We start from the raw sequence: 23480 nt of genomic DNA on the forward strand, positions 1-23480 counted from the left end.
CTTGTATCTATCTTGAGGCTAAAGGGCGTTAATACCGCCAAAAAGCCGAATGAAGTCCTGAGTCGCATCCTTAAAACATCAAGCTAATAAGCAGCTTAAAGACGTTCGAAAGAAGTTAAGACCTTCAGAAACCGATAACACAAGTAGAAAACGAAAACCGATAACACCGAACTAGCGAAAACGCCAAACCAGCTTATCTCTAGGCAAGATTATTTTAACAGGGGACTATTGGCTTCTTCGCGGCCAGAATTGATGCGGATCAACGTGAGATGCTTAAGGCCAGTATCATCGTATGGCACGACAATCGAGCGTTGGCATTGTGACACTTTTAGGCAAAGTGCAAAAAATGGATGCTTGTGCATTAGCTAATAAAAACCCTCTTAACCCCATGTAATTCGATATGTTGTCAATTACACGGTTAATGACTGCTGAACCATAAAACCTTTACTACTCACGTAATATTTGTAATGTCTCTAACGAGCGAAGTCGTTGAACGGCGCAATTAAACCGCGCAATGTCACAGAATGCAAGCAAGAATCTCATTTAATATTTTGCATTAAAATATAATAAACACTCGCTTAACAATCACTCACCTTACATTAGGATTAAGCTGAATAATATTAGCCAGTTAGCGCATGAACACCGCACTCATCTGTTCAATATTTTTTAATAGCCTTTGTAACTTTTTTGACATTTATCCCTATAAATACCCCTGAATTTTGTGTGTCACTTGCGCCCCGCCCATGTGCTGCGATTGATTAAAGCCGAGCGCTCAATATCACAGTGCAAAATTCAGCATCAATAAGCCGTAAACCAAGGTGCAAATGCCGCCTCTAACTTAGACCCAATGCTAGATACAATCCAATATACCTACATGGGTTCAGTCCTAGTCATATTGCTAGCCGCATTTCTAGTCACAGCTCTAGCCACAATCCGAGGTAAAAGCGGCGATGATTAACGGCTGAGTCGCCACTAAGATAAAACCCAAAGACAATAATGCTGCAGTTTCAGCACCGAAGTGTATAATCGCAGCCGAATCACATTTAATTATGCACAGAGAGATCCATGGTACAGATAGGTAAAACCTGCAAACTTGAGGTTGTAAAACAAGTCAGCTTTGGCGTGTATTTAAACGCCCACGAATTAGGGCAAGTACTGCTGCCAAACAAAGTCACCCCCAAAGACTGCCAAGTCGGTGATCTACTTGACGTGTTTCTGTATCTAGATTCTGAAGATATCGTGATTGCCACCACGCGCCGTCCATTGGCACAAGTAGGCGAATTTGCCTATTTAAAAGCCGTTGCAACTGGTCCTTACGGCGCCTTTTTAGACTGGGGCTTAGATAAAGACTTATTGCTGCCCTTTGGTGAGCAACACAAGCCTATCGAAGAAGGTCGCTCTTATCTGGTTTATGTGCATGCTAATCGCGCCGATGAACGCATCATGGCCTCATCAAAAATCGATAAATTCCTCGATAAGACAGAGCCTGAGTACACTGTTGGTGAGCAGGTCGATTTATATATCGGCGGCACCACAGATTTAGGCTACAAAGCCATTATTAATCACGCCCATTGGGGCGTGATTTACGAAAACGAAGTGTTCCAAAAACTACGTTTCGGCCAAAGACTCAAAGGTTTTATCAAACAAGTGCGCCGCGATGGCAAAATCGATCTTGTGCTGCAACAAGGCAGTAAACAAGAGTTAGATAAGCATGCCCACATTATCCTGATCAAACTCAAACAGGCTGGCGGCTTCTTAGCCCTGACCGATAAAACCGATGCTGAAATCATTTACGATCAGCTTGGTATGAGCAAAAAAGCCTTTAAAAAAGCCATAGGTGGCTTATTTAAGAATGGGCAACTGAGCATAGATAATGATGGTCTGCGTTTAACTGAAACCGCAGAATAATCAACTCTATTCAGGACTTAGTGTTAAAGTTGTACAGTTTGCCGCCACTAAGGTAGAGTTTGACTGACAACTCCTAGGATATTAAGCATGGCTCTGTTATAAACAAAGCCATGCTTTTTTCTTTGGAGCTTATATGGAACTCACGTTACACGAAGCCAGAGTCATCGGATGCCTGCTTGAGAAAGAAATCACCACCCCTGAGCAATATCCACTCTCGCTAAACTCTTTGACCTTAGCCTGCAATCAAAAAACCAGCCGCGAGCCGGTACTCGAACTTAGCGAAACCCAAGTGCAAATCGCCGTTGACTCCCTTAATCGGAAACGTTTGATCAGCGAACAGTCGGGATTTGGCAGCCGCGTCGTTAAATACAAGCACAGATTCTGCAATACCGAATTCAGCGAACTTCAACTGTCCCCCGCCGCACTCGCCATCGTCTGTTTGTTGCTATTACGTGGCCCACAAACGCCGGGAGAATTGCGCACCCGCAGCAATCGCCTACACGAGTTTAAAGACGTGATCGAAGTGGAAGATTGCATCCGCCAATTGATGAACCGCGAAAAGCCTTTCTTAAAACAATTGCCCAGAGAAGCCGGCCGCCGCGAATCCCGTTATGTGGAATTATTCTCTGCCGCCTCATCGCAACTCGAAACTGCGCAGCACGAAAGTGCGAGCCATACCGTCGCCCATGTCGCTGTGTCTTTGGATGCTGAGCCGCTTGAATTGACTAAAAGAGTGACCGAGCTTGAGCAACAAGTGGCTGAACTGACGCAAAAGCTTGATGAGTTAATTGCCTCTTTGAGCTAATCGCTTTTTTAAGCGAATCGTAGCGTCGTTTAACTCGCTTTAATGCTGGAACCTAGTCTGTATGTTATAGCAGGATGCTTTGATCATATGTTTGAGAGCATCAATAGGAAGCCGAAAACCGATTGAATACAGTGCCATTTGGGCAAAATGGCACTTATGGACTAATTCACTGTCTACCCAAGGGTGAGAAACTTAACTGCCCCAGAATCATAGCGCCAAGAATAATAGAGACAGCACATGACCAATAATCCACCAAGCAGTTTCAACAACATGCTTATCATCGCCATGTTTGAACTGCGCAAATTTTTATTTAATACCCGAGGGATCATCGCCTTGGTCGCCTTTGGTTTAGTGTGGGGCGTACTCCTGCTTTATCCTATTCAAAGCGCATCGGCGATGTTATTGCAGCCAAATGTGAAAGATGTCATCGACAGCTTATTTGGGGCCAATACCCTCAATGTGCTCTTTGAGTGGCCCGTGGCCGAAATGGCGGTGTTTTGGTGCTTTGCGCTGTACTTATTTCCTATGTTCAGCATTTTGATCGCCGCCGATCAGTTCTCCTCCGATAAAACCCGTGGCACGCTGCGTTTTTTAACCATACGCACTAGCCGTGACAGCTTATTGTTCGGGCGTTTTCTCGGCCAAATCCTGATCCAAGGCTTGCTGATCCTATTGACGATTATCGCCACTGTCGCCCTCGCACTCAGCCGTGACAGCCAGCTCTTTTTGCCGGCGTTAACCTCTGGCGCCTTAGTTGGCCTTAACCTCATCATAGTGATCTTGCCCTATACGGCAGTGATGACCTTATTGTCCCTGTATGCGCGCACTGCACGCCAAGCTATGGTGTTTGCGACCATTTTATGGACAGTGATTTCCATCGCCATCATGGTGTTAGGCAGCCAATCTAGCGTATTGGCACAGCTGCAATGGGTATTACCCGGTGCTCAGCTGTCGGACATGCTCAATACAAATGGACTCAACAGCTTAGCTTATGCACCTATTCCACTGATCCAAACCGCTGCGGCCCTCTTGCTCGGCAGAATTTATATGCAAAGGAGCTCGCTATGAGTCTGATCCAATGCCAAGGGCTGTCGCAACTTTACGGCAGCAAAAAGGCGCTGAATGATGTTAACTTCAGCCTAGAAGCGGGTGCGCCCATCGCCCTTGTCGGTCCAAATGGCGCGGGTAAAACCACGCTTTTTAGTCTGTTATGCGGCTATTTATCGCCAAGTGCAGGGACAATAACTCTGCTCGGTGAAGCGCCCAATAGCCCTAAACTTTTAGGCAAAATTGCCGCTTTACCCCAAGATGCGGTGCTCGATCCCAATTTGACCATTGTCAGCCAGTTAAGCTTTTTTGCGCGTTTGCAGGGAATGGGCGTTGAACAAGCCAGACAAGAGGCCATTCGCGTATTGACCTTAGTCGATTTGGCGGATGTCGCCGAGCAAAAACCACCAAGCCTCAGCCACGGTATGAGTAAGCGCGTGTCGATTGCGCAGGCGTTGATTGGCTCGCCAGAGTTAGTGTTATTGGATGAGCCGACCGCGGGGCTCGATCCTGCCAACGCGAAAAAAGTCCGCGAACTGGTCAAATCCTTATCGCCCACCACAACTTTTATGATCAGCTCCCATAATCTCGATGAGCTCGAAAAGCTGTGCGATCAGGTGTTGTATTTAGACAAGGGACAACTGAGCCAAGCCGTGTCTATGCATGCATCAACCGACAGTGATTATCTGACGTTAACCATGCAAAGCTGTGACAGTGATTTGCTGCAAGCGGAAGTGACGAAACTGGCGGGCGTGGTGAACGTCAGCTCAAAACAGAACAAGGTGTTTATTATTAAGCTCGCAACGGATGAAGAAAAAGCACAGAGCAGCAATATTGAAATGCGCCTATTTACCCTGTTTAACCAACATAAGTGGCAATACAAGATGCTGCTGAAAGGCCGTACCTTGGAAGAAACGCTCTTTTCATAGGCGAGCTTTAAAGAGCTGGCTTCTCATCAGCCAGCTGTTAAATAGTGCTACTCATGGCTTAAGCGCAACACGCCTTGCGCTTAAGCCTTTTAACTCAGTCTTTAGGCCACTCAATACTGACAAACTGCTGCCCACTTTCGCAACGCTCAGCCACCAAAAGCATCACAAGTCTGTCAATAAAACACCAATCAACCGCGCTAAGCTAGCTATGACTTTCAATCTTAAGGCGAGCTTGTTATAACTCCCCTTCGATTGAACCTAAGCTGACTTCAGAGGTATCTATGAACAAAGCACAACTTATCCAACGTATTGCCGCCGAGCTCAATGCATCGCAAGCGAGCACTAAACCTGTGGTTGAGCAGATATTGCAACAGATCCACGTCGCCTTAAGCGAAGGCGAGAAAATTTTCCTGCCGCAATTTGGCACCTTTGAACTGAGATACCATGTCGCTAAAACGGGCCGTAATCCACAAACGGGCGAAGCCATAGAAATCGACGGTTACAATCAGCCCAGCTTTAAAGCCTCAACGGCATTGAAGCAACAGATCAATAGCTGATAGCAACGCTTAGCTTTAATGTGCAGTCACTCATTTGCGAACATTAATCAGCAGCCTTGATATAAATAAGCCTCAACGTAATGTGAGGCTTATTTTTTGTCTAAAGACATTAGCGGTAACGCTTAGCGGAAAACATTAAGCCGCTCAGCGGCTAAACATTAGTTAGGCACTGCCTATGCATTAGCCTCTGTGCTTTGAAAAAGCGGTGAAGTATCAAGGTAATCGGCGGCATTTTCAGCACTGGGATCATCAAGAAAAGGCACACAGCCGAGGAAAGGCGCTGACATCATAGCTTTAAGACTCGCCAAGTTTTCCTCAAACATACTCATATTAGGGTCGACACAGTTAGCGACCCAACCAGCAATCTTAAGTCCATCGGCCAGTATTGCCTCTTGAGTGAGCAGTGCGTGATTTAAGCAACCGAGCTTCATGCCCACCACGAGTATCACTGGCAGTTCTAATCTCTGTACCACTTCCGATAAATATCGGCCCTCGCCTAAGGGCAAACGCCAGCCACCCGCGCCCTCAATCAGACAAAAATCCGCTTGAGCAAATGCCGCTAAATCCAAACTTTCGATAATGGCTTCAGGTGCTAAGCTCACGCCCACTTGGGCGGCAGCAATATGCGGCGCAATCGCAGGTTCAAAGGTAAAAGGATTAATGACAGGATAAGTAAGTTTCAGCGACGATGAAGTCATCAACTGCAGTGCATCGGCATTACGCAAGCCTTCGGAGGTTTGTGCGCAGCCCGAGGCGATGGGCTTAACGCCTAAGGTCGACAGCGTGTTAGACGCTAAAATACTCACAGCCGAGTCAGCACTGGCGATCGCGCCCAAACGGTTCACCGCGGTTAACAGCGCCGATGAGACTAAGGTTTTACCACTGTCGGTATCTGTACCTGTTACAAAAAACATATTAGATCCTTATCTGTCGCTATTGAGTGCACTTTTGTGAAGTGCACTCTCCATAAAGCTAAAACGCAAACCTGTAGACCTTTAAATCCACAAGTCCACAAATCAAAGTCCCTATCGTTAACCAATGCTAAACATGTGTACATCAATACTGCTGTAGCTAGAACATAATGTGCAACAGTTACATCCTGCGCCGAGCACGTATCTGCACTATCTGGTAGGTTAATGGCAAACCTTGGGGTACACGTAAGGATTCGGCTTTGGCCTGCATTGCCAGCCAATCTTGGCGACCGCGCAATCGCAGAGCAGGTTCTGCAGCTGCTGTTGCGCCAGCAACCTCTCCTGCTGACTGAATAGTTGAACTATCTAAACTGATTGAATTGGCTGAATGGGTTGCACTGGCCGATTGCACCGAGGCACCCACCCCTTTGATGGAATAGAGCAATGCTTTGAGAGTATCAAAATGCACTGTCATAGGAATGAGCTGCACCTCTAAGAACTGCCATGTATCGAGTTTAAATGACGCTTTTAGCGCCTCCAGCGTCGAAAAGTCATTTACTCTTAAGCCTAATTCGGCCAATTGATTCAAACTCCCCTGCGCCACTAGGCTCAAATGACACTCGCCATTCGGCTTGAGCACCCGTGCCATTTCGGCTACCGCGGCGGGAAAATTCGCACACCACTGCAAAGCCAGATTCGAATAAATCACATCGATGCAACCATCGACAAAGGGTAAACACTCGGCATCGGCACAAACGCCGTGATAATCGGGATAAGATTGTTTTAGCTTATGCAACATGCCAAGGGCGATATCCACAGCAAACACAGTTGTCGGTGGATTTTGTATCGAACCATGCTCAGATTGATGCGCACAGTGATACGCCGAAAAATCGGTCCCAGGGCCTGCGCCAATGTCCAACAGATGACCTTGGGCGGTAAACTCACTGAGTAAACTGGCGGCGCTCAGACGCTGTAACTGATTATGGTCTTGATAACTATGGGCCGCTGCAGAGAATCGTTCAGCAATCTGAGCACCGTGAACATTGGATTCTTTGTCAATTGCTTTTTTTCCAACAGCTAGTTTTTCAATCGCTTGTTTTTCAAATGCTTGCATTACAGCAGATTCGCTCACACTCAACTCGTAAGGTGTTGACTCGCAAGATTTGGACTCACTGGACTGGAGCGCGTTAGAGCTTGGTTCACTCGCGTTGGGCTTGCTGGATTTAATCGGGCTTGGCATTGCAGTTAACACTCAACCATAAAAACTTAAAATTCAATAGAATAACGCGTTCTATAGTGTACATTTATCTGTGATCATCCGCAGCTTGTCGTTCAGTCACAAGCGGCACAACGACGCGACTGAGCACTTGAGCTAATTGCGCAACACACGCCGTAATATCTTCGGCGGCATGGGCTGCCGTTAAGGTGATGCGTAAACGCGCTGAGCCCACAGGCACGGTCGGCGGGCGAATTGCGCCAACCCAAATCCCTGCAGCCCTTAACTCCTCGGCTACTTGCAATGTTTGCCGCGCATCCCCAATGATCAGCGGCTGAATCGCGGTATCTGAACCTAAAAGGGGCACATTAGCCTCACGGCATAACTGTTTGAATAGCGCAATATTCTCAAGCAGTTTTTGCTGTAACTCGGGATGTGCTGTGCTGTACTGAGTCGCGGCTAAGGCCAGCGCTGCATTGGCGGGCGATAAAGCGGTCGAGTAAATGTATTCGCGGGCGTTACTGACCAAAAAATCGATCAGCGCCTGACTCCCCAACACGGCCGCGCCTTGGCAACCTAAGGCTTTACCAAAGGTCACCACTTGCACATCGATAAGCTTGGCGGCATCTGCATTGTTATAGCCATCGAGCACCGCAAAACCATGGGCATCATCGACAATCAACCAAGTATGATGTTGGCGACAAAGCGCCGATAACTCAGAAATCGGCGCGCAATCTCCGTCCATGCTAAACACGCTTTCAGTGATTAACGCCGATGTCTGATTTCGAGCGAGTAACCGCTCAGCGCTTTCTAAGGAATTGTGTAAAAAACGTTTCAGCTGCGCGCCGCTATCTTGCAAACCATCGATAATGGAGGCATGTACGAGTTTGTCGGCAACCACAATATCGTGTTGATCAAAAAGGGTTTTCATCAGCGCCGTATTAGCACTAAAGCCCGAGCAAAATAACAATGCAGCTTCATGTCCCGTTAAGTCGCAAAGCTCACGCTCCAGCGCCAAATGTGCGTCACTGTAACCTGTCACTAAGGGTGATGCGCCGCTGCCCACGCCGTAGGTTTGCGCGCCAAGGTGCAAGGCCTCAGCGAGTTCTGGTACGCGGGATAAACCTAAATAATCATTACTGCTGAAATTGACATAGGCGCGACCTTCGAAAACAAAACGCGGGCTCGAAGTCGATGCGTTGGTATTAAGGGGGCGATCGACACTCAGCACTTTACGTTGTCGCAGTAATCCTTGTTCACGCAAAGCGTGCTGACGGGCGGCAATTTTAGTCTCAAGCAGAGAACTCATCGATGTAGCCTCAAGCATGACTGTCTCAAATATGACTGTTTCAACAATGGTCTCAACAATGATTGCCCTATGAGTGTTCAATTTAAGACGGTTGCCTTAGAAATAGAGCACATTTAATAAGCCTGTCGGCCGCAGTCAAAACAGACTACGACCAACAGGATTGACCTGTTATTCAACGATGTGCGTCAAACAACATGAACTCAGTGTGCTTACAAAGCACCCGCGTCATAGAATTGTGCCGATGACTTATCTTGATAGGCCGCCGCTTTGGCTAATACAGCACTTTCTTCTTCCAGTTTTGCCGCCGCGCCCTGCTCTGGACGTAAACCTAAACGTCGGAATAGCCCCATATCATCGCTTTCTTCTGGGTTTGGCGTAGTCAGCAATTTGCAACCGTAGAAAATAGAGTTCGCGCCAGCAAAGAAACACATGGCCTGCAGTTCATCACTCATATTTTCGCGGCCTGCCGATAAACGCACGCGCGAAAGTGGCATTAAAATACGCGCTACAGCAATGGTACGCACAAATTCGAGTGGATCGAGATCGTCAAGCTTCTCAAATGGTGTGCCCGCCACTTTGACTAACATATTGATCGGGACTGAATCAGGGTGCTGCGGTAAATTGGCCAGCTGTTGCAATAATCCTGCACGATCCGTCGCCTTTTCACCCATGCCTACAATCCCGCCAGAGCAGACTTTCATGCCTGAGGCACGCACATTTGTCAGTGTATCTAAACGATTTTGATAGGTACGAGTGGTGATCACATCGCCATAATATTCAGGCGAGGTATCTAAATTATGGTTGTAATAATCTAGGCCTGCACTGGCTAAATCGTTCGCCTGATCTTCAGAAAGCATGCCGAGCGTCATGCAAGTTTCCATGCCTAAGGCTTTGACTTCTTGTACCATTTGCTTAAGGTACGGCATGTCTTTTTCTTTGGGGTTACGCCAAGCGGCACCCATGCAGAAACGAGAAGCCCCCGCGGCTTTAGCGCTGCGAGCTTCGGTCAGCACAGTTTCCATTGCCAGCAAACGCTCTTTCTCTAGACCTGTGTCATAACGGGCGCTCTGCGGGCAGTATTTACAATCCTCAGGGCAAGCACCGGTTTTAATCGATAACAAGCGACTAATTTGCACTTCATTGGGATCGTACACTTCACGGTGAATGCTGTGGGCTTTAAATAACAAATCATTCATCGGCAGCGCAAATAAGGCTTCGATTTCTTCCCGCTTCCAATCATGACGAACTTGCAACTGCGACATTGAACACCCTTTTTATTCTGTCTTTTATCTTGGCTAGGATAACGTCAGCCCTTAAACTGTCAACGCCAACCAGTGAATCCAGTTTACTAATGGCTACTTTACCACCAACTTAGTGAGCGTTTATGCGCAATTTACTCGATTTTGATTTTGATAGCGCCCATATTTGGCATCCTTACACCTCCATGACCCGTTCTCTTCCTGTTTTTGGTGTACATAGTGCAAAGGGCTGCGAGCTCGAACTCGTCGATGGCCGCAAGCTGGTCGATGGCACTAGCTCATGGTGGGCCTGTGTACACGGCTATGCGCATCCCGAAATATTAACCGCGATGGAAAAACAGCTGCATCAGCTGAGCCATGTGATGTTTGGCGGCATCACCCATGAACCCGCCATTGAACTGTGCAAAAAACTTATCGCTATGACCTGCGAGCCGCTGACGAAAGTCTTTTTATGCGACTCTGGCTCTATCTCAGTCGAAGTGGCGATCAAAATGGCGTTGCAATATTGGCAAGGTCAAAGTTTGCAAGGTAAGAGCGCGCAGGGGCAAAGCGCACATAAAGAGCGGCCGCTAAAACAACGCATTCTTACCGTTAAGAAGGGTTACCACGGCGATACCTTTGCCGCCATGAGCGTGTGCGACCCCGAAGGTGGCATGCACACTATGTTTGGCGATGCGCTTACGAAACAATCCTTTGTGCCCGCGCCACAAACCGCCTTTGGCGAAACCTTACAAGCCGATGATTTAACCGCAATGCGCAGTTTTTTAAGTGCAAATCACCATGATATTGCCGCTGTGATCATAGAGCCGATAATGCAAGGCGCTGGCGGGATGCGTTTTTACAGCGCAGATTATTTAGCAGGTATTCGCGCCCTGTGCGATGAATTTGATGTGTTGTTGATCTTAGATGAAATCGCCACAGGCTTTGGCCGTACAGGTAAGCTGTTTGCCTATGAACACGCCAATATCACTCCAGATATCTTATGTTTAGGTAAAGCGCTAACGGGCGGTTACATCAGCCTAGCGGCAACGCTATGTACCGATAAAGTTGCCCAAGGAATCAGCCAATCTCCCGCTGGCGTGTTTATGCATGGGCCGACATTTATGGGCAACCCGCTGGCCTGCGCGGCGGCGTGTGCGAGCTTAGACTTAATCAACCGCAATGAATGGCAAGCGCAAGTGGCCGCTATCGAGCAGCAAATGCGCTTAGAACTTAAGGATGCGATTGATTTACCGAGTGTAAAAGACGTGCGAGTACATGGGGCAGTAGGCGTGTTAGAGATGCATGATCCCGTCAATACCGCTGAGCTACAGCAACAATTTGTTGATTTAGGGGTGTGGGTTCGCCCCTTCGCTAACCTTATCTATATCATGCCGCCCTATATAATTAGCTCGGCGCAATTAAGCCAACTCACCGGTGCGATGAAGCAAGTGGCGGCTGGCATTAGTGCAACATCCGCCAGTGCCGAGCCACAGCTTATCAGTCACGGTTGATGCCAACAGCATAAGCCTTCAACGCAAGAATCCTTCAAATAGACAACACTCAGCGCACCGTTCTAGGTGCGCAGGGGTTTAAACTGAGCAGCTGTGTTAAGTGACTCGGCAGTCACCTTATACCAATCACATTAAATATCTAATCAGTTCAGAGCCTCACAGGCATCTCAATCCAAGGCGCATTGACGCAGAAATGGTTATTCCCTTTTAAGTCAATGCAACACCGGAGTGGGATGCCTGTGAGGCTCCCGAAGGGCGGCTGATGTTAACGGCGTAGCAACGCACTTTATACTGCGTTTAAGGCTTTCGACAGAGCACCACTATGCCTTCAAGCCTTCGCCTTGTCTAAAGCGCGTTGAACTCCCGCTGAATGAACAGATATTTAATACGATTGGTATTACCCCTTTTTCAAACCTCGCATCCTATCAATAGCTAAAAGTGCTAAGGTTGCAATTGCAACATTGCTCACAATTCCTATTAAAACTCCGCAATTTAGCCGATTAATTTAATCCATCAACTGGAAATTTTACCAAAGCCAGCAATGCTTATATCGCTAACTTTACCCCACACATCTTTCGCCAATATCCGCCAACAAATTGAGCTAAGGAATGGCTTAAATAGCTACACCAAGACATGGAGATCATATGTTCAAACTCGCTGACATAGCCGTCAATCGCAAACTCGCATTACAGCTCATTATCGCCCTCGCAGGCGCCTTAATTTTACTCGTTATTTCTGTTACCGCTTTAAAGCACAATCTGATGGCGGAGCGCGAGGCACGGCTTAATGCCGTATTGTCCCTCGCCAGCAGCCGCATTCAGGCGTTATCCCAATCACTGCCCTTAGAGCAAGCACAGCAAGCCGCCAAGGACATGTTGAACGACATGCGCTTTGATAATGATAACTACTTGTTTGTGATTGATGAATCGAGGCGCGTCATCGTCCACCCCATCAAAAGAGAATTAGTTGGCCAACAAATGGGCAATCAAGGCGAAGAAAACTACTGGTACAAAATGGTCGAACTCGGCCGTGATGGCAAACAAGGCTTAGTCGAATACCGCTGGACGACAGCTAACGGTAAATCGGCGCAAAAAATGTCACTGGTAATGGGATTTAAACCTTGGGGCTGGATCTTGGGCTCAGGCATGTTACTCCAAGATATCGAAGCCACCATTTGGCATGAGTATTTTGTCATGGGAGGCACGACATTAGTGCTTATCTTGCTCATGGCTTGGCTAGGTTATGCCATTAGTCACTCTATCACTCGGCCACTGGATGATGTAAATCAGGCGATGCTCGCCATCACAAAGGGAGATTTAACCACGCAATTAAAGGTCTATGGTAAAGACGAGCTTGGCACCTTAGCCCGCAACATCAACCAAAGCATTGGCTCGATTCGTAGCACCTTACTGGAAGCGAGTCATAGCGCTGATAATGTTGCCCAGGCCTCGGCTCGTATCGCCTCAACCGCAGAGGAAACCAATCAAGCGGTGAATAATCAGCGGGATCAGCTTGCCCAGCTCGCCACCGCCATGAATGAAATGAGCGCCACTATCGCCGATGTGGCGAATAATGCGGAGAGCACGGCCAAAGATACCAAAGAAGCCACATGGGAAGCAGGCCTTGGCGACCAAGATGTTCACGCCAGTGTGGACGGAATTCATGCCCTCGCCAAAGAAGTGGAGCAAGCGACGGATCAAGTGAACATGCTCAAAGAGGAAGTCATGCAGATCAGCGAAGTCACCTCAGTGATCAGCGCAATTTCAGATCAAACTAACTTACTCGCACTGAATGCCGCCATTGAAGCCGCCCGCGCAGGCGAGCAAGGACGAGGGTTTGCTGTGGTCGCCGATGAAGTGAGACAACTCGCCAGTCGCACCAGACAATCAACCGAAGAAATTCAGAACACGATTTCATTATTGCAACAACGGGCCGTGAGCGCTGCTAAAGCAATGGATGCAAGCCGTGCGCTGGCAGAAAACAGTGTGAGTCAATCGGCAAAAGCGGGAAGTGATTTATCGCTTATCGTAGCCCACATCAAACATGTGAGTGACATGGCGACCCATATCGCTACCGCCGCAGAAGAGCAAAGTGTGGTCGCTGAAGACATGAACAGAAACGTGTGCGGGATTAATAACTCAGCGCTCGAAGTCTCTGAATCGGCAACCTATCTCGCCCAAGAAAGTGAAAGTTTGGCGAAGTTATCACTGAATTTAAATGGCAAACTCGCCGTTTTCAAACTCTGATCATTCACTTGATTAGGGATGAACTAAAGAACGATGACAAACCTTTAGCCAACCAAGCTTTTAGCCCAGTGTTAGTCCAGATAGTCCGCATAGCAACTGCGTGGGTTATCTGGACTTTCGATTAACGTACCGACGCCACTAAACTCATTTTACCGAGCGCCTATTACTAAACCTATCTTGCCAAGCTAGTTTTGCTAAGTTAATTATGCAAAACACATGCTACTCAACTTATTTCACTAAGCTGGAAATCAATGCACGCAGCGCGGCAGGTTTTATCATTTTCGCCATATAGTGATAGCCGCGGCGCTGCACATCTTCCACCAGCTCTTTGCGGGTATTGGCGGTGATCAAAATGCCGGGCAAGTCTTTGCCATACAGGGCACGAATACCGTCCATCGCATCGACGCCATTTTGGCCATCATCTAAGTGATAATCGGCGAGGACAATATCGGGCGCGACGCCTTTCAGCCCCAGCTTAATGCGTGCATCGGATAAATCTTTGGCGCCAATAACCTCACATTGCCAACGACTTAATAGACTTTCTAAGCCAGCCAGAATCGCCTCTTCGTTATCGATACACAGCACTTTGATACCCGATAACGGCTGCAGCAGCGATGGCAACGCCTTCACTTGCGGCTGGCGCACAGTCTCCCCGAGCGGCACACAAATAGAGAATACCGAGCCGCGCCCTAAATGGGACGAGACTTGAATACCGTGTTCCAGCACTTTACTGATGCGATCGGCAATTGCTAAACCTAAGCCTAATCCGCTGACATTGTTGCTCTTAGGATTATTCAGCCGTTTGAATTCTTTGAAAATCTCTTGGGTTTCTTTTTCATCGATACCACACCCCGTGTCTAATACTTGGATCTCAAGGTAATGACCCCGATGGCGACAACCAAACAAGACTCTGCCACCACGGGCGTAGCGGTAGGCATTGGTTAAAAAGTTTTGTAAGACACGCCGTAATAGCGAAGGATCAGAATTAACAGTCGCACTGCATGGGATCATCTTAAAACGGATTTGGTTGTCCGCAGCCATCGCCTCAAACTCCACGGATAAGCCATTGATCAGTTCTGAAATCGCAAAGTCACGCCGATTAACATCCACCATGCCGGAATCGAGTTTAGAGATATCCAGCAGATCGGTAAGCAACTCGCCGGCGATCTTAAGCGAGCTATTCACATGGGATAAGGTGGTTCTAGCCTCGCGGTCTAAATTGGGATACTGAGATAAAGATGCGGTAAACAGCCGCGCGGCATTAAGCGGTTGCATTAAATCATGGCCAACGGCAGCCAAGAAGCGACTCTTAGAGGCGTTGGCGATTTCTTCCTGCGCCTTAGCTTCCAGTAACTCACTGTTCAACATGGCTAATTCGTAGGTTCGCTCATTAACGCGGCTTTCTAAGGTTTCATTGGCTTCGAGCAGCGCGCGCTCCTGCTCGCGATACTGAGTAATATCGGTAAAGGTCATCACAAAGCCACCGTCTGGCATGGGATTACCTTGAATTTTAATCACTTTACCGTCCCTGCGATGGCGCTCAGAAGTGTGCGGCGTGCCATTACGCATGTGCTGCACCCGCTGTTCAACCTGCTGTTCGATTTCCCCTTCACCACAATAACCCCGCGCCGCATTAAAACGGATCACTTCGCTGATGGGCATGCCCTGCTGCAAGAATCCATCGGGATATTGATACAACTCCACATATTTATAATTCCAAGCTACTAGGTTGAGATCGCTATCTATCACGCTCATGCCTTCATAGGCGTGCTCAATCGCGCCGCGCAGCATGTCTTGGCTGAGCATAATTTTCGATGAAGCTTCATCCACTAGACTGAACACTTCATCCAGCGCCAAATCACGCCCTTGCAGCACAGAATCCATCACCAGTGCTGCGCTTGAGGCGCCAAGTACGCCCGCCAATAAACGTTCAGTGTGGAAAATCAGCTCAGGCGGCGCCGCTTTATGCCAACTATCACTTTTTACCGCATCAATAGAGAAACGGCTAAAGCTTTCATAGGCGCGTGTTGGGCTGACGAATCGACTGGCGAGAATGAGTAAATCCTGCTGTGAAATCGGACCATTTTTCTTATTGGCGCTGTTTTTCAATTTGCCAGGGCTCACAAAAGCACTGGCCTGAATACGCTCGGCCACACCCGCCCTAAACCAAATAGACCCCAAAATATAACAAGCGATATTAGCAAAAAGTGCCGTGAGCGCATCACGCACATTGGGCGTTATCGCATCTAGCAAGCCTTTCTCGCTCGCGACGCCAGACAAGAACACCGATGAACTTTGCACATCAGTCATGCCCTGCAACATGATGTAAAACCACAGCGTAAAGCCCACGCCGAGCCCTAAAAATACCCCAGCACGATTGCCGTGTTTCCAATAGAGTCCGCCCACTAAGGCAGGCGCTAACTGAGCAAAAGCCCCAAAGGACAACATGCCGAGATGGGACAAGGAATCACTGTCCGCTAAGGCCAGATAACTGCCATAACCTAAGCCAAGAATGATCACGATCGCCAAACGGCGAGCATTGAGTAACAACTGCGAGAACTGGCTGAAGTTTTTCTCGCGGATATGGCCCGTGCGCAGCATCACAGGCACCAGCCATTCGTTACTCACCATCACACTAATAGTCACCACCGCCACTATCACCATGCCGGTTGCCGCCGAAAGAGTGCCCAGCAGCGCAATCACCGCCAGCAAAGGTTGATCTAAGGCGAGTGGCAAATTAATCACATAGGTATCGGCCGACACAGAATCGCCGAGGATGATCTTCCCCGCCAAGGCGAGCGGCCCAACGAATAAACCAAAAAGCGCTAAATAGATGGGAAACAGCCAACGTCCTTTCGACAACACAGACTCATCGGCGCATTCAACCACCATCACATGGAACTGCCTTGGCATACACAAAAACGCCGCCATTCCGACAAGTAACTCAGGCATTAAAGCTTCGATACGGGGATTGGGATAATTGATCAGCGACTGCGCATTTGCCTGCTGCCAAATATCCCCAAAACCATCGAACACCCCAAAACTAATGACGACGCCGACCAATAAAAATGCGGCGAGCTTCACCAGAGACTCAAAGGCAATCGCAAGCATCATGCCGGGATTGTGCTCGGTGGCATCGAGTTTGCGGGTACCAAATAAAATGGCAAATATGGCTAATAAAGACGTGATCAGTAACGGAATTGTCACGCCATCGAGAGGATCGTTTGCGGGTTGAAACAGGTTAAGGCTGAACACCATCGCCTTAAGCTGCAGGGCGATATAGGGCATGATGCCAAACAAGGCGATTAAGGTGACTAAGGCGGCTAAGGTTTGAGATTTGCCGTATCGGGCGGCAATAAAGTCGGCCACTGAGGTGATATTTTGTGCCTTAGACACTAATACCATCTTGCGTAACATGCCAAAACCTAAGGTAAAAATCAGAATTGGGCCGATAAAAATCGGTAAAAAAGACCAGAGATCTTTAGCCGATTGGCCAACAGTGCCTAAAAAACTCCACGAGGAACAGTAAACCGCTAAGCTCAGGCCATAAATACCGACCTGTAGCTTTTTGGTGATCCGGCTAAACCAACGCTCCGCCCCCCACGCTAATAGGAATAAAAGCGAGACATAACAGACGGCAATAACGGCGACGACTAAGGTTAAATTCATACTTTGCTCTTTTTTCTGATTATTGTGCGATAAAACCTGTCTAAAATCTAGCCGGATTTTTAATGCAACAGACTAAATATAAAGGAAAATTTAAAACTAGACCAAGGTCTAATGGAGTTGCCGCCCCCTTGCATACCATACTCAGTCCACGCAATTTTTCAAAAGGGAAGCCCTATGAGCTCGCAGTCTCTCTACAAAGTCTCCGGCAATATCGCTGCCAATGCACTTGTAAACAACGATAAATATAAAACAATGTACCAAGAGTCGATTGTCAATCCTGAAGGTTTCTGGAGAGAACACGGCAAGCGTATTGATTGGATAAAACCCTATACCAAAATTAAAAAAACCTCTTTTGATGATCATAATTTATCGATCAACTGGTTTTACGACGGCACCCTAAATGCTTCTGCCAACTGTTTAGATCGTCACTTAGCCGAGCACAGTGATCGCGTGGCGATTATTTGGGAAGGCGACAACGCCAGCGAACAACGCAAAATTACCTACGGTGAATTACATGCAGATGTGTGTAAATTCGCTAACGCATTACGCAGCCAAGGCGTGCGCCGCGGTGACATAGTCACGATTTACATGCCTATGGTGCCAGAAGCCGCAGTGGCTATGCTCGCCTGTGCCCGTATCGGCGCGGTGCACTCTGTGGTCTTCGGTGGTTTCTCACCGGATTCTATCGCCTCTCGCGTCATTGATGGCAAATCAAAAGTCATTATTACCTCAGATGAAGGTATGCGCGGTGGCCGTGCTATCCCATTGAAACGCAACATCGATGATGCCTTAAAAAACCCTGATGTCACTACTGTTGAAAAAGTCATCGTGCTTAAACGCACGGGCGGCAAAGTGGATTGGGTAGAAGGCCGAGATGTGTGGTGGCACTCACTGATGGAAACCGCATCTGAGTACTGTCAACCAGAGGAAATGGACGCAGAAGCGCCGTTATTCCTGCTGTATACCTCAGGTTCAACCGGTAACCCCAAGGGCGTATTGCACACCACTGGTGGCTACATGGTTTATGCGTCTATGACCCATGAGTATGTGTTCGACTACAAAGCGGGCGAAGTGTACTGGTGTACCGCCGATGTGGGTTGGATCACTGGCCACTCTTACATGGTTTACGGCCCACTTGCCAATGGTGCGACTGTGCTTATCCATGAAGGCGTTCCGAATCATCCAAGCCCTGCCCGTTTAGGCGAAATGATTGACCGCCATAAAGTGAGTATTCTCTACACAGCACCCACCTTAATTCGCGCGCTAATGGCCGAAGGTAAGCAACACTTCGATAAGTTCGATGGTAGCAGCTTGAGGATCATGGGCTCAGTAGGCGAACCCATCAACCCAGAAGCATGGCGTTGGTACCATGAGGTCATAGGTCATGAACATTGCCCTATCGTCGATACTTGGTGGCAAACTGAAACCGGCGGTATTTTGATCACGCCGCTACCAGGCGCGACCGACACTAAACCAGGCTCTGCGACCCGTCCATTCTTTGGTGTTCAACCCGCGTTAGTCGATAACATGGGTAACATTTTAGAGGGGGAGAACGAAGGTAACTTAGTGTTACTCGACTCTTGGCCGGGCCAAATGCGGACTGTGTATGGCGACCACGAACGATTCGTGCTGACCTACTTTAAAACTTTCCGCGGCATGTATTTTACCGGTGACGGTGCCCGCCGCGATGAAGATGGTTACTACTGGATCACAGGCCGCGTCGATGACGTAATCAACGTATCCGGCCACAGATTAGGTACGGCAGAGGTCGAAAGTGCGCTGGTATCACACGAACTAGTTGCAGAAGCTGCAGTAGTTGGCTACCCACACGATATTAAAGGCCAAGGTATTTATGCGTATGTCACGCTAACCCGCGGCACTGAAGAAACCGAAGAGCTACGTCAAGAGCTGCGTCAATGGGTTCGTAAAGAAATTGGTGCACTGGCAACCCCAGATCTCATCCAATGGGCAACGGGCTTACCTAAGACACGTTCGGGCAAGATCATGCGCCGCTTCCTGCGTAAGATTGCCGCTAACGAAGTGACCAACTTAGGGGATGCATCAACCTTGGCCGATCCAGCTGTGATCGAGACCTTGATTGAATCACGCTTGAATCGTACAGAGTAATATCCGAGTTACGAACAACGTCCACAACGCTTAGTCTATGCCCAATAGGCTAAGCGTAACCTGAACCTCCCTTTTTAAACCTCAGGTTAAAAGTGAACCCTGTTGAGAGAGTGTGTGTGATTGCTCCTTTCTCTAGCTTGCCCCTCCAACCAGGGGCATTTTTTTTGCCTGTTATGTTAAGCTTGCGACCTCACTTTTATTCAGCATAGATTTTTTATCAGCGTGTCAGTCAAACTCAGAGACTATCAACAGCAAGCGGTTAATGCCGCCATCGCCCATTTTAGGCAAAGCCAAGCTTCCGCCGTACTCGTATTGCCCACAGGCGCCGGCAAAAGCATAGTGATCGCCGAACTGGCGCGCATCGCCAAAGGCAGAGTCTTAGTACTCACCCACGTGAAAGAATTAGTCGCGCAAAATGCTGAGAAAGTCGGCCTACTCACGGCACAAGCCAGTATCTATGCGGCGGGGTTGAATCAAAAAGCCACTGAGGGGAAAACCGTCGTCGCCAGCATTCAATCGGCGGCGCGGGGGTTAACCCAGTTCGATCAGCCGTTCTCGTTAGTAATTATTGATGAATGCCACAGAGTCAGCCTTGAGAAAACCAGCCAGTATCAACAAGTGCTCAATCATTTACGCACGAAAAATCCCCAATTAAGATTGCTCGGTCTCACCGCCACGCCCTATCGCCTTGGCACGGGCTGGATTTACCAGCAGCACTATCACGGCAAAGTGGGTTCGCCCGAACATGCCATGTTTGAACATTGTGTGTTCGAGCTGCCCATCAGGCCACTCATTAAACAAGGTTACCTCACAGCACCAACGCTGTTTGATGGCCTCAGTGCCCAGTACGATTTCAGCCAACTGAAAGCCAACGACAATGGCGAGTATGCTGAAGCCGAGGTTAACGATTTACTGGGGCATTACGGCCGCGCGACCACCGCGATTGTGAAACAGCTCATTGAACTGAGCCAACATAGAAAAGGCATTATCATCTTTGCGGCAACGGTGCGCCACGCCAATGAGATTTTTGGCCTACTCAACCAAGCTCACGCTGCACAGAGCGCCATAATCACGGCACAAACGCACGACAATGAACGTGATGCGACGATTGAACGCTTTAAAGCCCAAGAGCTCAAGTTTTTGGTCAACGTGGCTGTGTTGACGACAGGCTTCGACGCGCCTCATGTGGATTTGATTGCGATTTTGCGCCCAACCGCCTCAGTCAGTCTGTTTCAACAAATGATCGGCCGTGGTTTACGAATCGCTGAAGGTAAAAAAGATTGTCTTATCATCGACTATGCTGCCAATGGTTATGACTTGTATTTCCCCGAGGTCGGCCAAGCGAAACCCAACAGTAAATCGGTACCCGTGCAAGTGCATTGCCCAGTATGTGATTTTGCCAATATTTTCTGGGGACTCACGGACGACGATGGCGACATCATTGAACACTTTGGTCGCCGTTGTCAGGGCATAGTCGAACAGCATGGTAAAAAGCAGCAGTGCGACTTTCGATTTAGATCTAAATCTTGCCCTGATTGCGGTGAAGAGAATGATATTGCCGCGCGCATTTGCCAGCACTGCCAATCGACTCTCATCGATCCCGATAAACGCCTTCGCCAAGTGCTCAGCCAGCAGCACCATCATTTGTTCCGCTGCCAACATATGACGCTCATCGACGATGACGGCAATCTGAAAGTGCAATACCTCGATATCGACGGCAATGAATTTAATCGCCGCTTTAAATTGCAAACGCCGGCACAGTGGCGAGCCCTATATGCCTTATTCATCTTTCCCCATAGCCGAACGCCGGGATTAAAACCGAAAAAGTACACAAAGGTGACAGAGTTAATCAGCGACGCGGATAAATTCCGCATGCCCGATCTCTTGCTACTGAAGAAACATAAAAAAGGCTGGGATCTGCTCGAAAGCTATTTTGATTATCAAGGCCGCTATCAAACTGAAAATAAACTCGGCTGACATTATCAATTCACTTAGGCCTATGGTATAAAACGACTAAAGTAATCCTAAGGAGCTATTATGTTCGTTGTTATTTTTGGCCGTCCAGGCTGTCCTTATTGCGTTCGTGCTGTGCAATTATCTGAGCAACTCGTTGAAAAACGTGATGACTTTAAGTTCAGATATGTCGATATCCACGCAGAAGGCATCTCTAAAGCAGATTTAGAGAAAACTGTTGGTAAGCCAGTTGAAACAGTACCGCAGATTTTTGTCGATGAGAAACACGTCGGTGGCTGCACAGATTTCGAACAATATGTTCGCGAAAACAATCTGTTAGATTAAGCTCTACACATATGTGACCCGCTTAATGCAAAAGGAGACCTAAGGTCTCCTTTTTAGTTTTTATCACAAGCAAGTAAGATTAGAGCACATACTTAGCCGAGAACATGATGCGGCTCAAATCACCATCATCGCCATTTTCTTTACTGTTCTTGGCGTACATATACTCGACCCCAAAGGTCAGTGGTTTGCTTGGCGAGTAAAGTAAGTTGATATAACCTGAATAAGCATCCTTATTCACGCCTGAACCAGTTAAAGCCACATTGTTATCCGCTTGCATGCCTGACAAGGTTATACTGCTGCGCCACTGCTCATTCCACCAATGACGGTAAGACACAAATCCACCTAAAGTACGAATCGACTCGATATCACCGTTAGCATCCAGCACACCCGCATTAATGTAATTGAGTGCCATATAACGACCTAAGCCTTCACCATAGGTGGCCGTGAAGCGAAGATCATCTTTGCCGACCGGAATAATGCCCGCCACACTTGCGCCATATCCTAGGGCTGAGCTATCAATCTGAGTCGCACCTATCTTAGTTTCTAAATTCAACTGACGGGCAATACCCGCAAAGGAGAACGCCGCGCCGCCGTCTGTTTTGAGGTTATACCGCGCGATAACATCGGGGATTACTCCGCTACCACTGGTAATACGGGCACCGCCTTGATTTGGCGTGACTGTGGTTTCAGGATTTTCAATCGCGAATTGGAAATTACCTTGGGTATAGCGCAATAGCGTTTGGCGGGCGAACGGGGTTCCGTCGGCAGCACCAACAAAATCGAGATTCTCAGGCAATGCCGCAGCATTTTGGAAGGTGGTCCACGTTTGACCTACGGTCCAATTGTCATAGGAGACAAATGCATGGCGAATACGAGGCGAATAGCTGTTAGAAGTGCGTTCATTACCATCGGTGTGGGTCATAAAATCGAGTTCAATAAAGCCAGAAAGTTTATGACCATCAACATCGGTCGTCGCTTTGAAATTAAAACGCGTTTCGCGAGCTTGAAAATCCACGACTTGATTGCCATTACCCTCTTTTCCATAAATAGTACCAGGAACATAAAACTGCCTAGAGAGATCCCCCGAATCCGGTGCGCCATTGCCATAATCACTGAACATAATGTCAGCTTTGATATAACCGCCAAACTCAACATCCGTATCTTTTAGTGATGCCGCATTGGCCGAACTTGCTAATGCCAATAATATTGCACTACCCATCAAGCTTAGTTTTGCTTGTTTCATTTTTTGTCTTTCCCCAATTGTTATTATTTATCCGCAACCAATATGGACAAATTAACAAGTGAGAAACATTGGCAATAGGTCTATGAGACAAAAGTAGAAAATATCAGGATAAATAATATGTTAGGAAAATATTTGAAACGAAATAAGTAAAACGAAGGTATTAAATCTAGTACTGAGTATTGGAGTTTAACTTGGTAAGTTCAGAGGGGAAGACAATGTGTAATTCGAAGGGATAAATAAGTGGTGGGTCGTGAAGGATTCGAACCTTCGACCAATTGGTTAAAAGCCAACTGCTCTACCGACTGAGCTAACGACCCATCTAGGTATTGCGCTGATTTATGCACTTTCAGTAAAGTGGTGGGTCGTGAAGGATTCGAACCTTCGACCAATTGGTTAAAAGCCAACTGCTCTACCGACTGAGCTAACGACCCATCTAGGTATTGCGCTGATTTATGCACTTTCA

At 47.9% G+C, this 23480-nt stretch carries 17 protein-coding genes and 2 tRNA genes; 10 read left to right on the top strand and 9 right to left on the bottom strand.

Going from position 1 to position 23480, the window contains the following annotated elements; all coding sequences use genetic code 11:
* Positions 1 to 209: 209 nt before the first annotated feature.
* The gene (locus KV201_RS09155) at positions 210 to 362 is read right to left on the bottom strand and encodes a hypothetical protein (protein WP_011846564.1); all 153 of its coding nucleotides are present in this window, start codon (positions 360 to 362) and stop codon (positions 210 to 212) included.
* Positions 363 to 1065: 703 nt separating this feature from the next.
* On the opposite strand from KV201_RS09155, the gene KV201_RS09160 reads away from it, so the two are divergent.
* The 5 genes from KV201_RS09160 (at position 1066) to KV201_RS09180 (ending at position 5246) form a co-directional block, all read left to right on the top strand.
* Positions 1066 to 1908 carry a S1 RNA-binding domain-containing protein gene (locus KV201_RS09160; protein ID WP_006086322.1) on the top strand — a complete coding sequence of 281 codons (843 nt, stop codon included), beginning with the start codon at positions 1066 to 1068 and terminating at the stop codon, positions 1906 to 1908.
* A 133-nt stretch (positions 1909 to 2041) separates the two neighbouring features.
* Positions 2042 to 2713 carry a YceH family protein gene (locus tag KV201_RS09165; RefSeq protein WP_226059130.1) on the top strand — a complete coding sequence of 224 codons (672 nt, stop codon included), beginning with the start codon at positions 2042 to 2044 and terminating at the stop codon, positions 2711 to 2713.
* Positions 2714 to 2950: 237 nt separating this feature from the next.
* Positions 2951 to 3781, top strand: a complete 831-nt coding sequence (locus KV201_RS09170) for an ABC transporter permease subunit (RefSeq protein WP_006086320.1) — start codon at positions 2951 to 2953, stop codon at positions 3779 to 3781.
* Positions 3778 to 4689, top strand: coding sequence for an ABC transporter ATP-binding protein (locus KV201_RS09175; protein ID WP_226059131.1), 912 nt, complete (start codon positions 3778 to 3780; stop codon positions 4687 to 4689). The genes KV201_RS09170 and KV201_RS09175 overlap by 4 nt, the downstream gene beginning before the upstream one ends.
* Before the next feature lie 281 nt (positions 4690 to 4970).
* Positions 4971 to 5246 (top strand): HU family DNA-binding protein, encoded by a 276-nt coding sequence (locus tag KV201_RS09180; RefSeq protein ID WP_012587876.1) that lies wholly within the window; start codon positions 4971 to 4973, stop codon positions 5244 to 5246.
* Positions 5247 to 5419: 173 nt separating this feature from the next.
* On the opposite strand, the gene bioD is transcribed toward KV201_RS09180, so the two are convergent.
* The 4 genes from bioD to bioB form a co-directional block, all read right to left on the bottom strand.
* Positions 5420 to 6160 carry a dethiobiotin synthase gene (bioD, locus tag KV201_RS09185; protein ID WP_107404757.1) on the bottom strand — a complete coding sequence of 247 codons (741 nt, stop codon included), beginning with the start codon at positions 6158 to 6160 and terminating at the stop codon, positions 5420 to 5422.
* 178 nt (positions 6161 to 6338) lie between these two features.
* Positions 6339 to 7397 carry a methyltransferase domain-containing protein gene (locus tag KV201_RS09190; protein ID WP_226059132.1) on the bottom strand — a complete coding sequence of 353 codons (1059 nt, stop codon included), beginning with the start codon at positions 7395 to 7397 and terminating at the stop codon, positions 6339 to 6341.
* Between the two features lie 64 nt (positions 7398 to 7461).
* Complete coding sequence (locus tag KV201_RS09195) at positions 7462 to 8682, bottom strand: 8-amino-7-oxononanoate synthase (RefSeq protein ID WP_226059133.1); 1221 nt, start codon at positions 8680 to 8682, stop codon at positions 7462 to 7464.
* A 209-nt stretch (positions 8683 to 8891) separates the two neighbouring features.
* A complete protein-coding gene (bioB, locus tag KV201_RS09200) occupies positions 8892 to 9944 on the bottom strand; it encodes a biotin synthase BioB (RefSeq protein WP_006081265.1) in 1053 nt (350 codons plus the stop codon).
* Positions 9945 to 10066: 122 nt separating this feature from the next.
* Here bioB and bioA point away from each other — a divergent pair, with 122 nt between their 5' ends.
* Together bioA and KV201_RS09210 are read left to right on the top strand one after the other, a co-directional pair.
* Positions 10067 to 11434, top strand: coding sequence for an adenosylmethionine--8-amino-7-oxononanoate transaminase (gene bioA, locus KV201_RS09205; RefSeq protein WP_226059134.1), 1368 nt, complete (start codon positions 10067 to 10069; stop codon positions 11432 to 11434).
* 644 nt (positions 11435 to 12078) lie between these two features.
* A complete protein-coding gene (locus tag KV201_RS09210) occupies positions 12079 to 13680 on the top strand; it encodes a methyl-accepting chemotaxis protein (protein WP_226059135.1) in 1602 nt (533 codons plus the stop codon).
* 228 nt (positions 13681 to 13908) lie between these two features.
* Here the strand turns inward: KV201_RS09210 and KV201_RS09215 are convergent, their stop codons facing one another.
* On the bottom strand, positions 13909 to 17349 hold the full coding sequence (locus tag KV201_RS09215; RefSeq protein ID WP_226059136.1) for a PAS domain-containing hybrid sensor histidine kinase/response regulator: 3441 nt from the start codon (positions 17347 to 17349) through the stop codon (positions 13909 to 13911).
* Between the two features lie 174 nt (positions 17350 to 17523).
* Between KV201_RS09215 and acs the strand changes: the two genes are divergently transcribed.
* The 3 genes from acs to KV201_RS09230 all read left to right on the top strand — a co-directional run bounded on the left by acs (position 17524) and on the right by KV201_RS09230 (position 21774).
* Entirely contained in the window at positions 17524 to 19476 is a 1953-nt protein-coding gene (gene acs, locus KV201_RS09220; protein WP_011846554.1) for an acetate--CoA ligase, read from the top strand.
* A gap of 222 nt (positions 19477 to 19698) precedes the next feature.
* Positions 19699 to 21453, top strand: a complete 1755-nt coding sequence (locus KV201_RS09225) for a DEAD/DEAH box helicase (protein WP_226059137.1) — start codon at positions 19699 to 19701, stop codon at positions 21451 to 21453.
* 60 nt (positions 21454 to 21513) lie between these two features.
* Positions 21514 to 21774: a GrxA family glutaredoxin gene (locus tag KV201_RS09230; protein WP_006081259.1), complete on the top strand. Its 261-nt coding sequence runs from the start codon at positions 21514 to 21516 to the stop codon at positions 21772 to 21774.
* Between the two features lie 79 nt (positions 21775 to 21853).
* On the opposite strand, the gene KV201_RS09235 is transcribed toward KV201_RS09230, so the two are convergent.
* The 3 genes from KV201_RS09235 to KV201_RS09245 form a co-directional block, all read right to left on the bottom strand.
* Positions 21854 to 23017, bottom strand: a complete 1164-nt coding sequence (locus KV201_RS09235; protein WP_226059138.1) for a DcaP family trimeric outer membrane transporter — start codon at positions 23015 to 23017, stop codon at positions 21854 to 21856.
* A 241-nt stretch (positions 23018 to 23258) separates the two neighbouring features.
* A tRNA-Lys gene (locus KV201_RS09240) sits at positions 23259 to 23334 on the bottom strand.
* 38 nt (positions 23335 to 23372) lie between these two features.
* Positions 23373 to 23448: transfer RNA gene (locus tag KV201_RS09245), tRNA-Lys, on the bottom strand.
* Between the last annotated feature and the right edge of the window lie 32 nt (positions 23449 to 23480).

The organism is Shewanella sp. SR1 (genome assembly GCF_020447145.1).
In the GTDB taxonomy this organism is placed as follows: Bacteria; Pseudomonadota; Gammaproteobacteria; order Enterobacterales; family Shewanellaceae; genus Shewanella; species Shewanella baltica.

Bases quoted from the DNA above. Each gene is read 5' to 3' on its own strand.
- KV201_RS09235 (WP_226059138.1), bottom strand. From the start codon at position 23,017: ATGAAACAAGCAAAACTAAGCTTGATGGGTAGTGCAATATTATTGGCA.
- KV201_RS09180 (WP_012587876.1), top strand. From the start codon at position 4,971: ATGAACAAAGCACAACTTATCCAACGTATTGCCGCCGAGCTCAATGCA.
- KV201_RS09230 (WP_006081259.1), top strand. From the start codon at position 21,514: ATGTTCGTTGTTATTTTTGGCCGTCCAGGCTGTCCTTATTGCGTTCGT.
- KV201_RS09190 (WP_226059132.1), bottom strand. From the start codon at position 7,397: ATGCCAAGCCCGATTAAATCCAGCAAGCCCAACGCGAGTGAACCAAGC.
- KV201_RS09160 (WP_006086322.1), top strand. From the start codon at position 1,066: ATGGTACAGATAGGTAAAACCTGCAAACTTGAGGTTGTAAAACAAGTC.
- KV201_RS09165 (WP_226059130.1), top strand. From the start codon at position 2,042: ATGGAACTCACGTTACACGAAGCCAGAGTCATCGGATGCCTGCTTGAG.
- KV201_RS09210 (WP_226059135.1), top strand. From the start codon at position 12,079: ATGTTCAAACTCGCTGACATAGCCGTCAATCGCAAACTCGCATTACAG.
- KV201_RS09155 (WP_011846564.1), bottom strand. From the start codon at position 362: ATGCACAAGCATCCATTTTTTGCACTTTGCCTAAAAGTGTCACAATGC.
- bioA (WP_226059134.1), top strand. From the start codon at position 10,067: ATGCGCAATTTACTCGATTTTGATTTTGATAGCGCCCATATTTGGCAT.
- KV201_RS09195 (WP_226059133.1), bottom strand. From the start codon at position 8,682: ATGAGTTCTCTGCTTGAGACTAAAATTGCCGCCCGTCAGCACGCTTTG.
- acs (WP_011846554.1), top strand. From the start codon at position 17,524: ATGAGCTCGCAGTCTCTCTACAAAGTCTCCGGCAATATCGCTGCCAAT.
- KV201_RS09215 (WP_226059136.1), bottom strand. From the start codon at position 17,349: ATGAATTTAACCTTAGTCGTCGCCGTTATTGCCGTCTGTTATGTCTCG.
- bioD (WP_107404757.1), bottom strand. From the start codon at position 6,160: ATGTTTTTTGTAACAGGTACAGATACCGACAGTGGTAAAACCTTAGTC.
- KV201_RS09170 (WP_006086320.1), top strand. From the start codon at position 2,951: ATGACCAATAATCCACCAAGCAGTTTCAACAACATGCTTATCATCGCC.
- bioB (WP_006081265.1), bottom strand. From the start codon at position 9,944: ATGTCGCAGTTGCAAGTTCGTCATGATTGGAAGCGGGAAGAAATCGAA.
- KV201_RS09175 (WP_226059131.1), top strand. From the start codon at position 3,778: ATGAGTCTGATCCAATGCCAAGGGCTGTCGCAACTTTACGGCAGCAAA.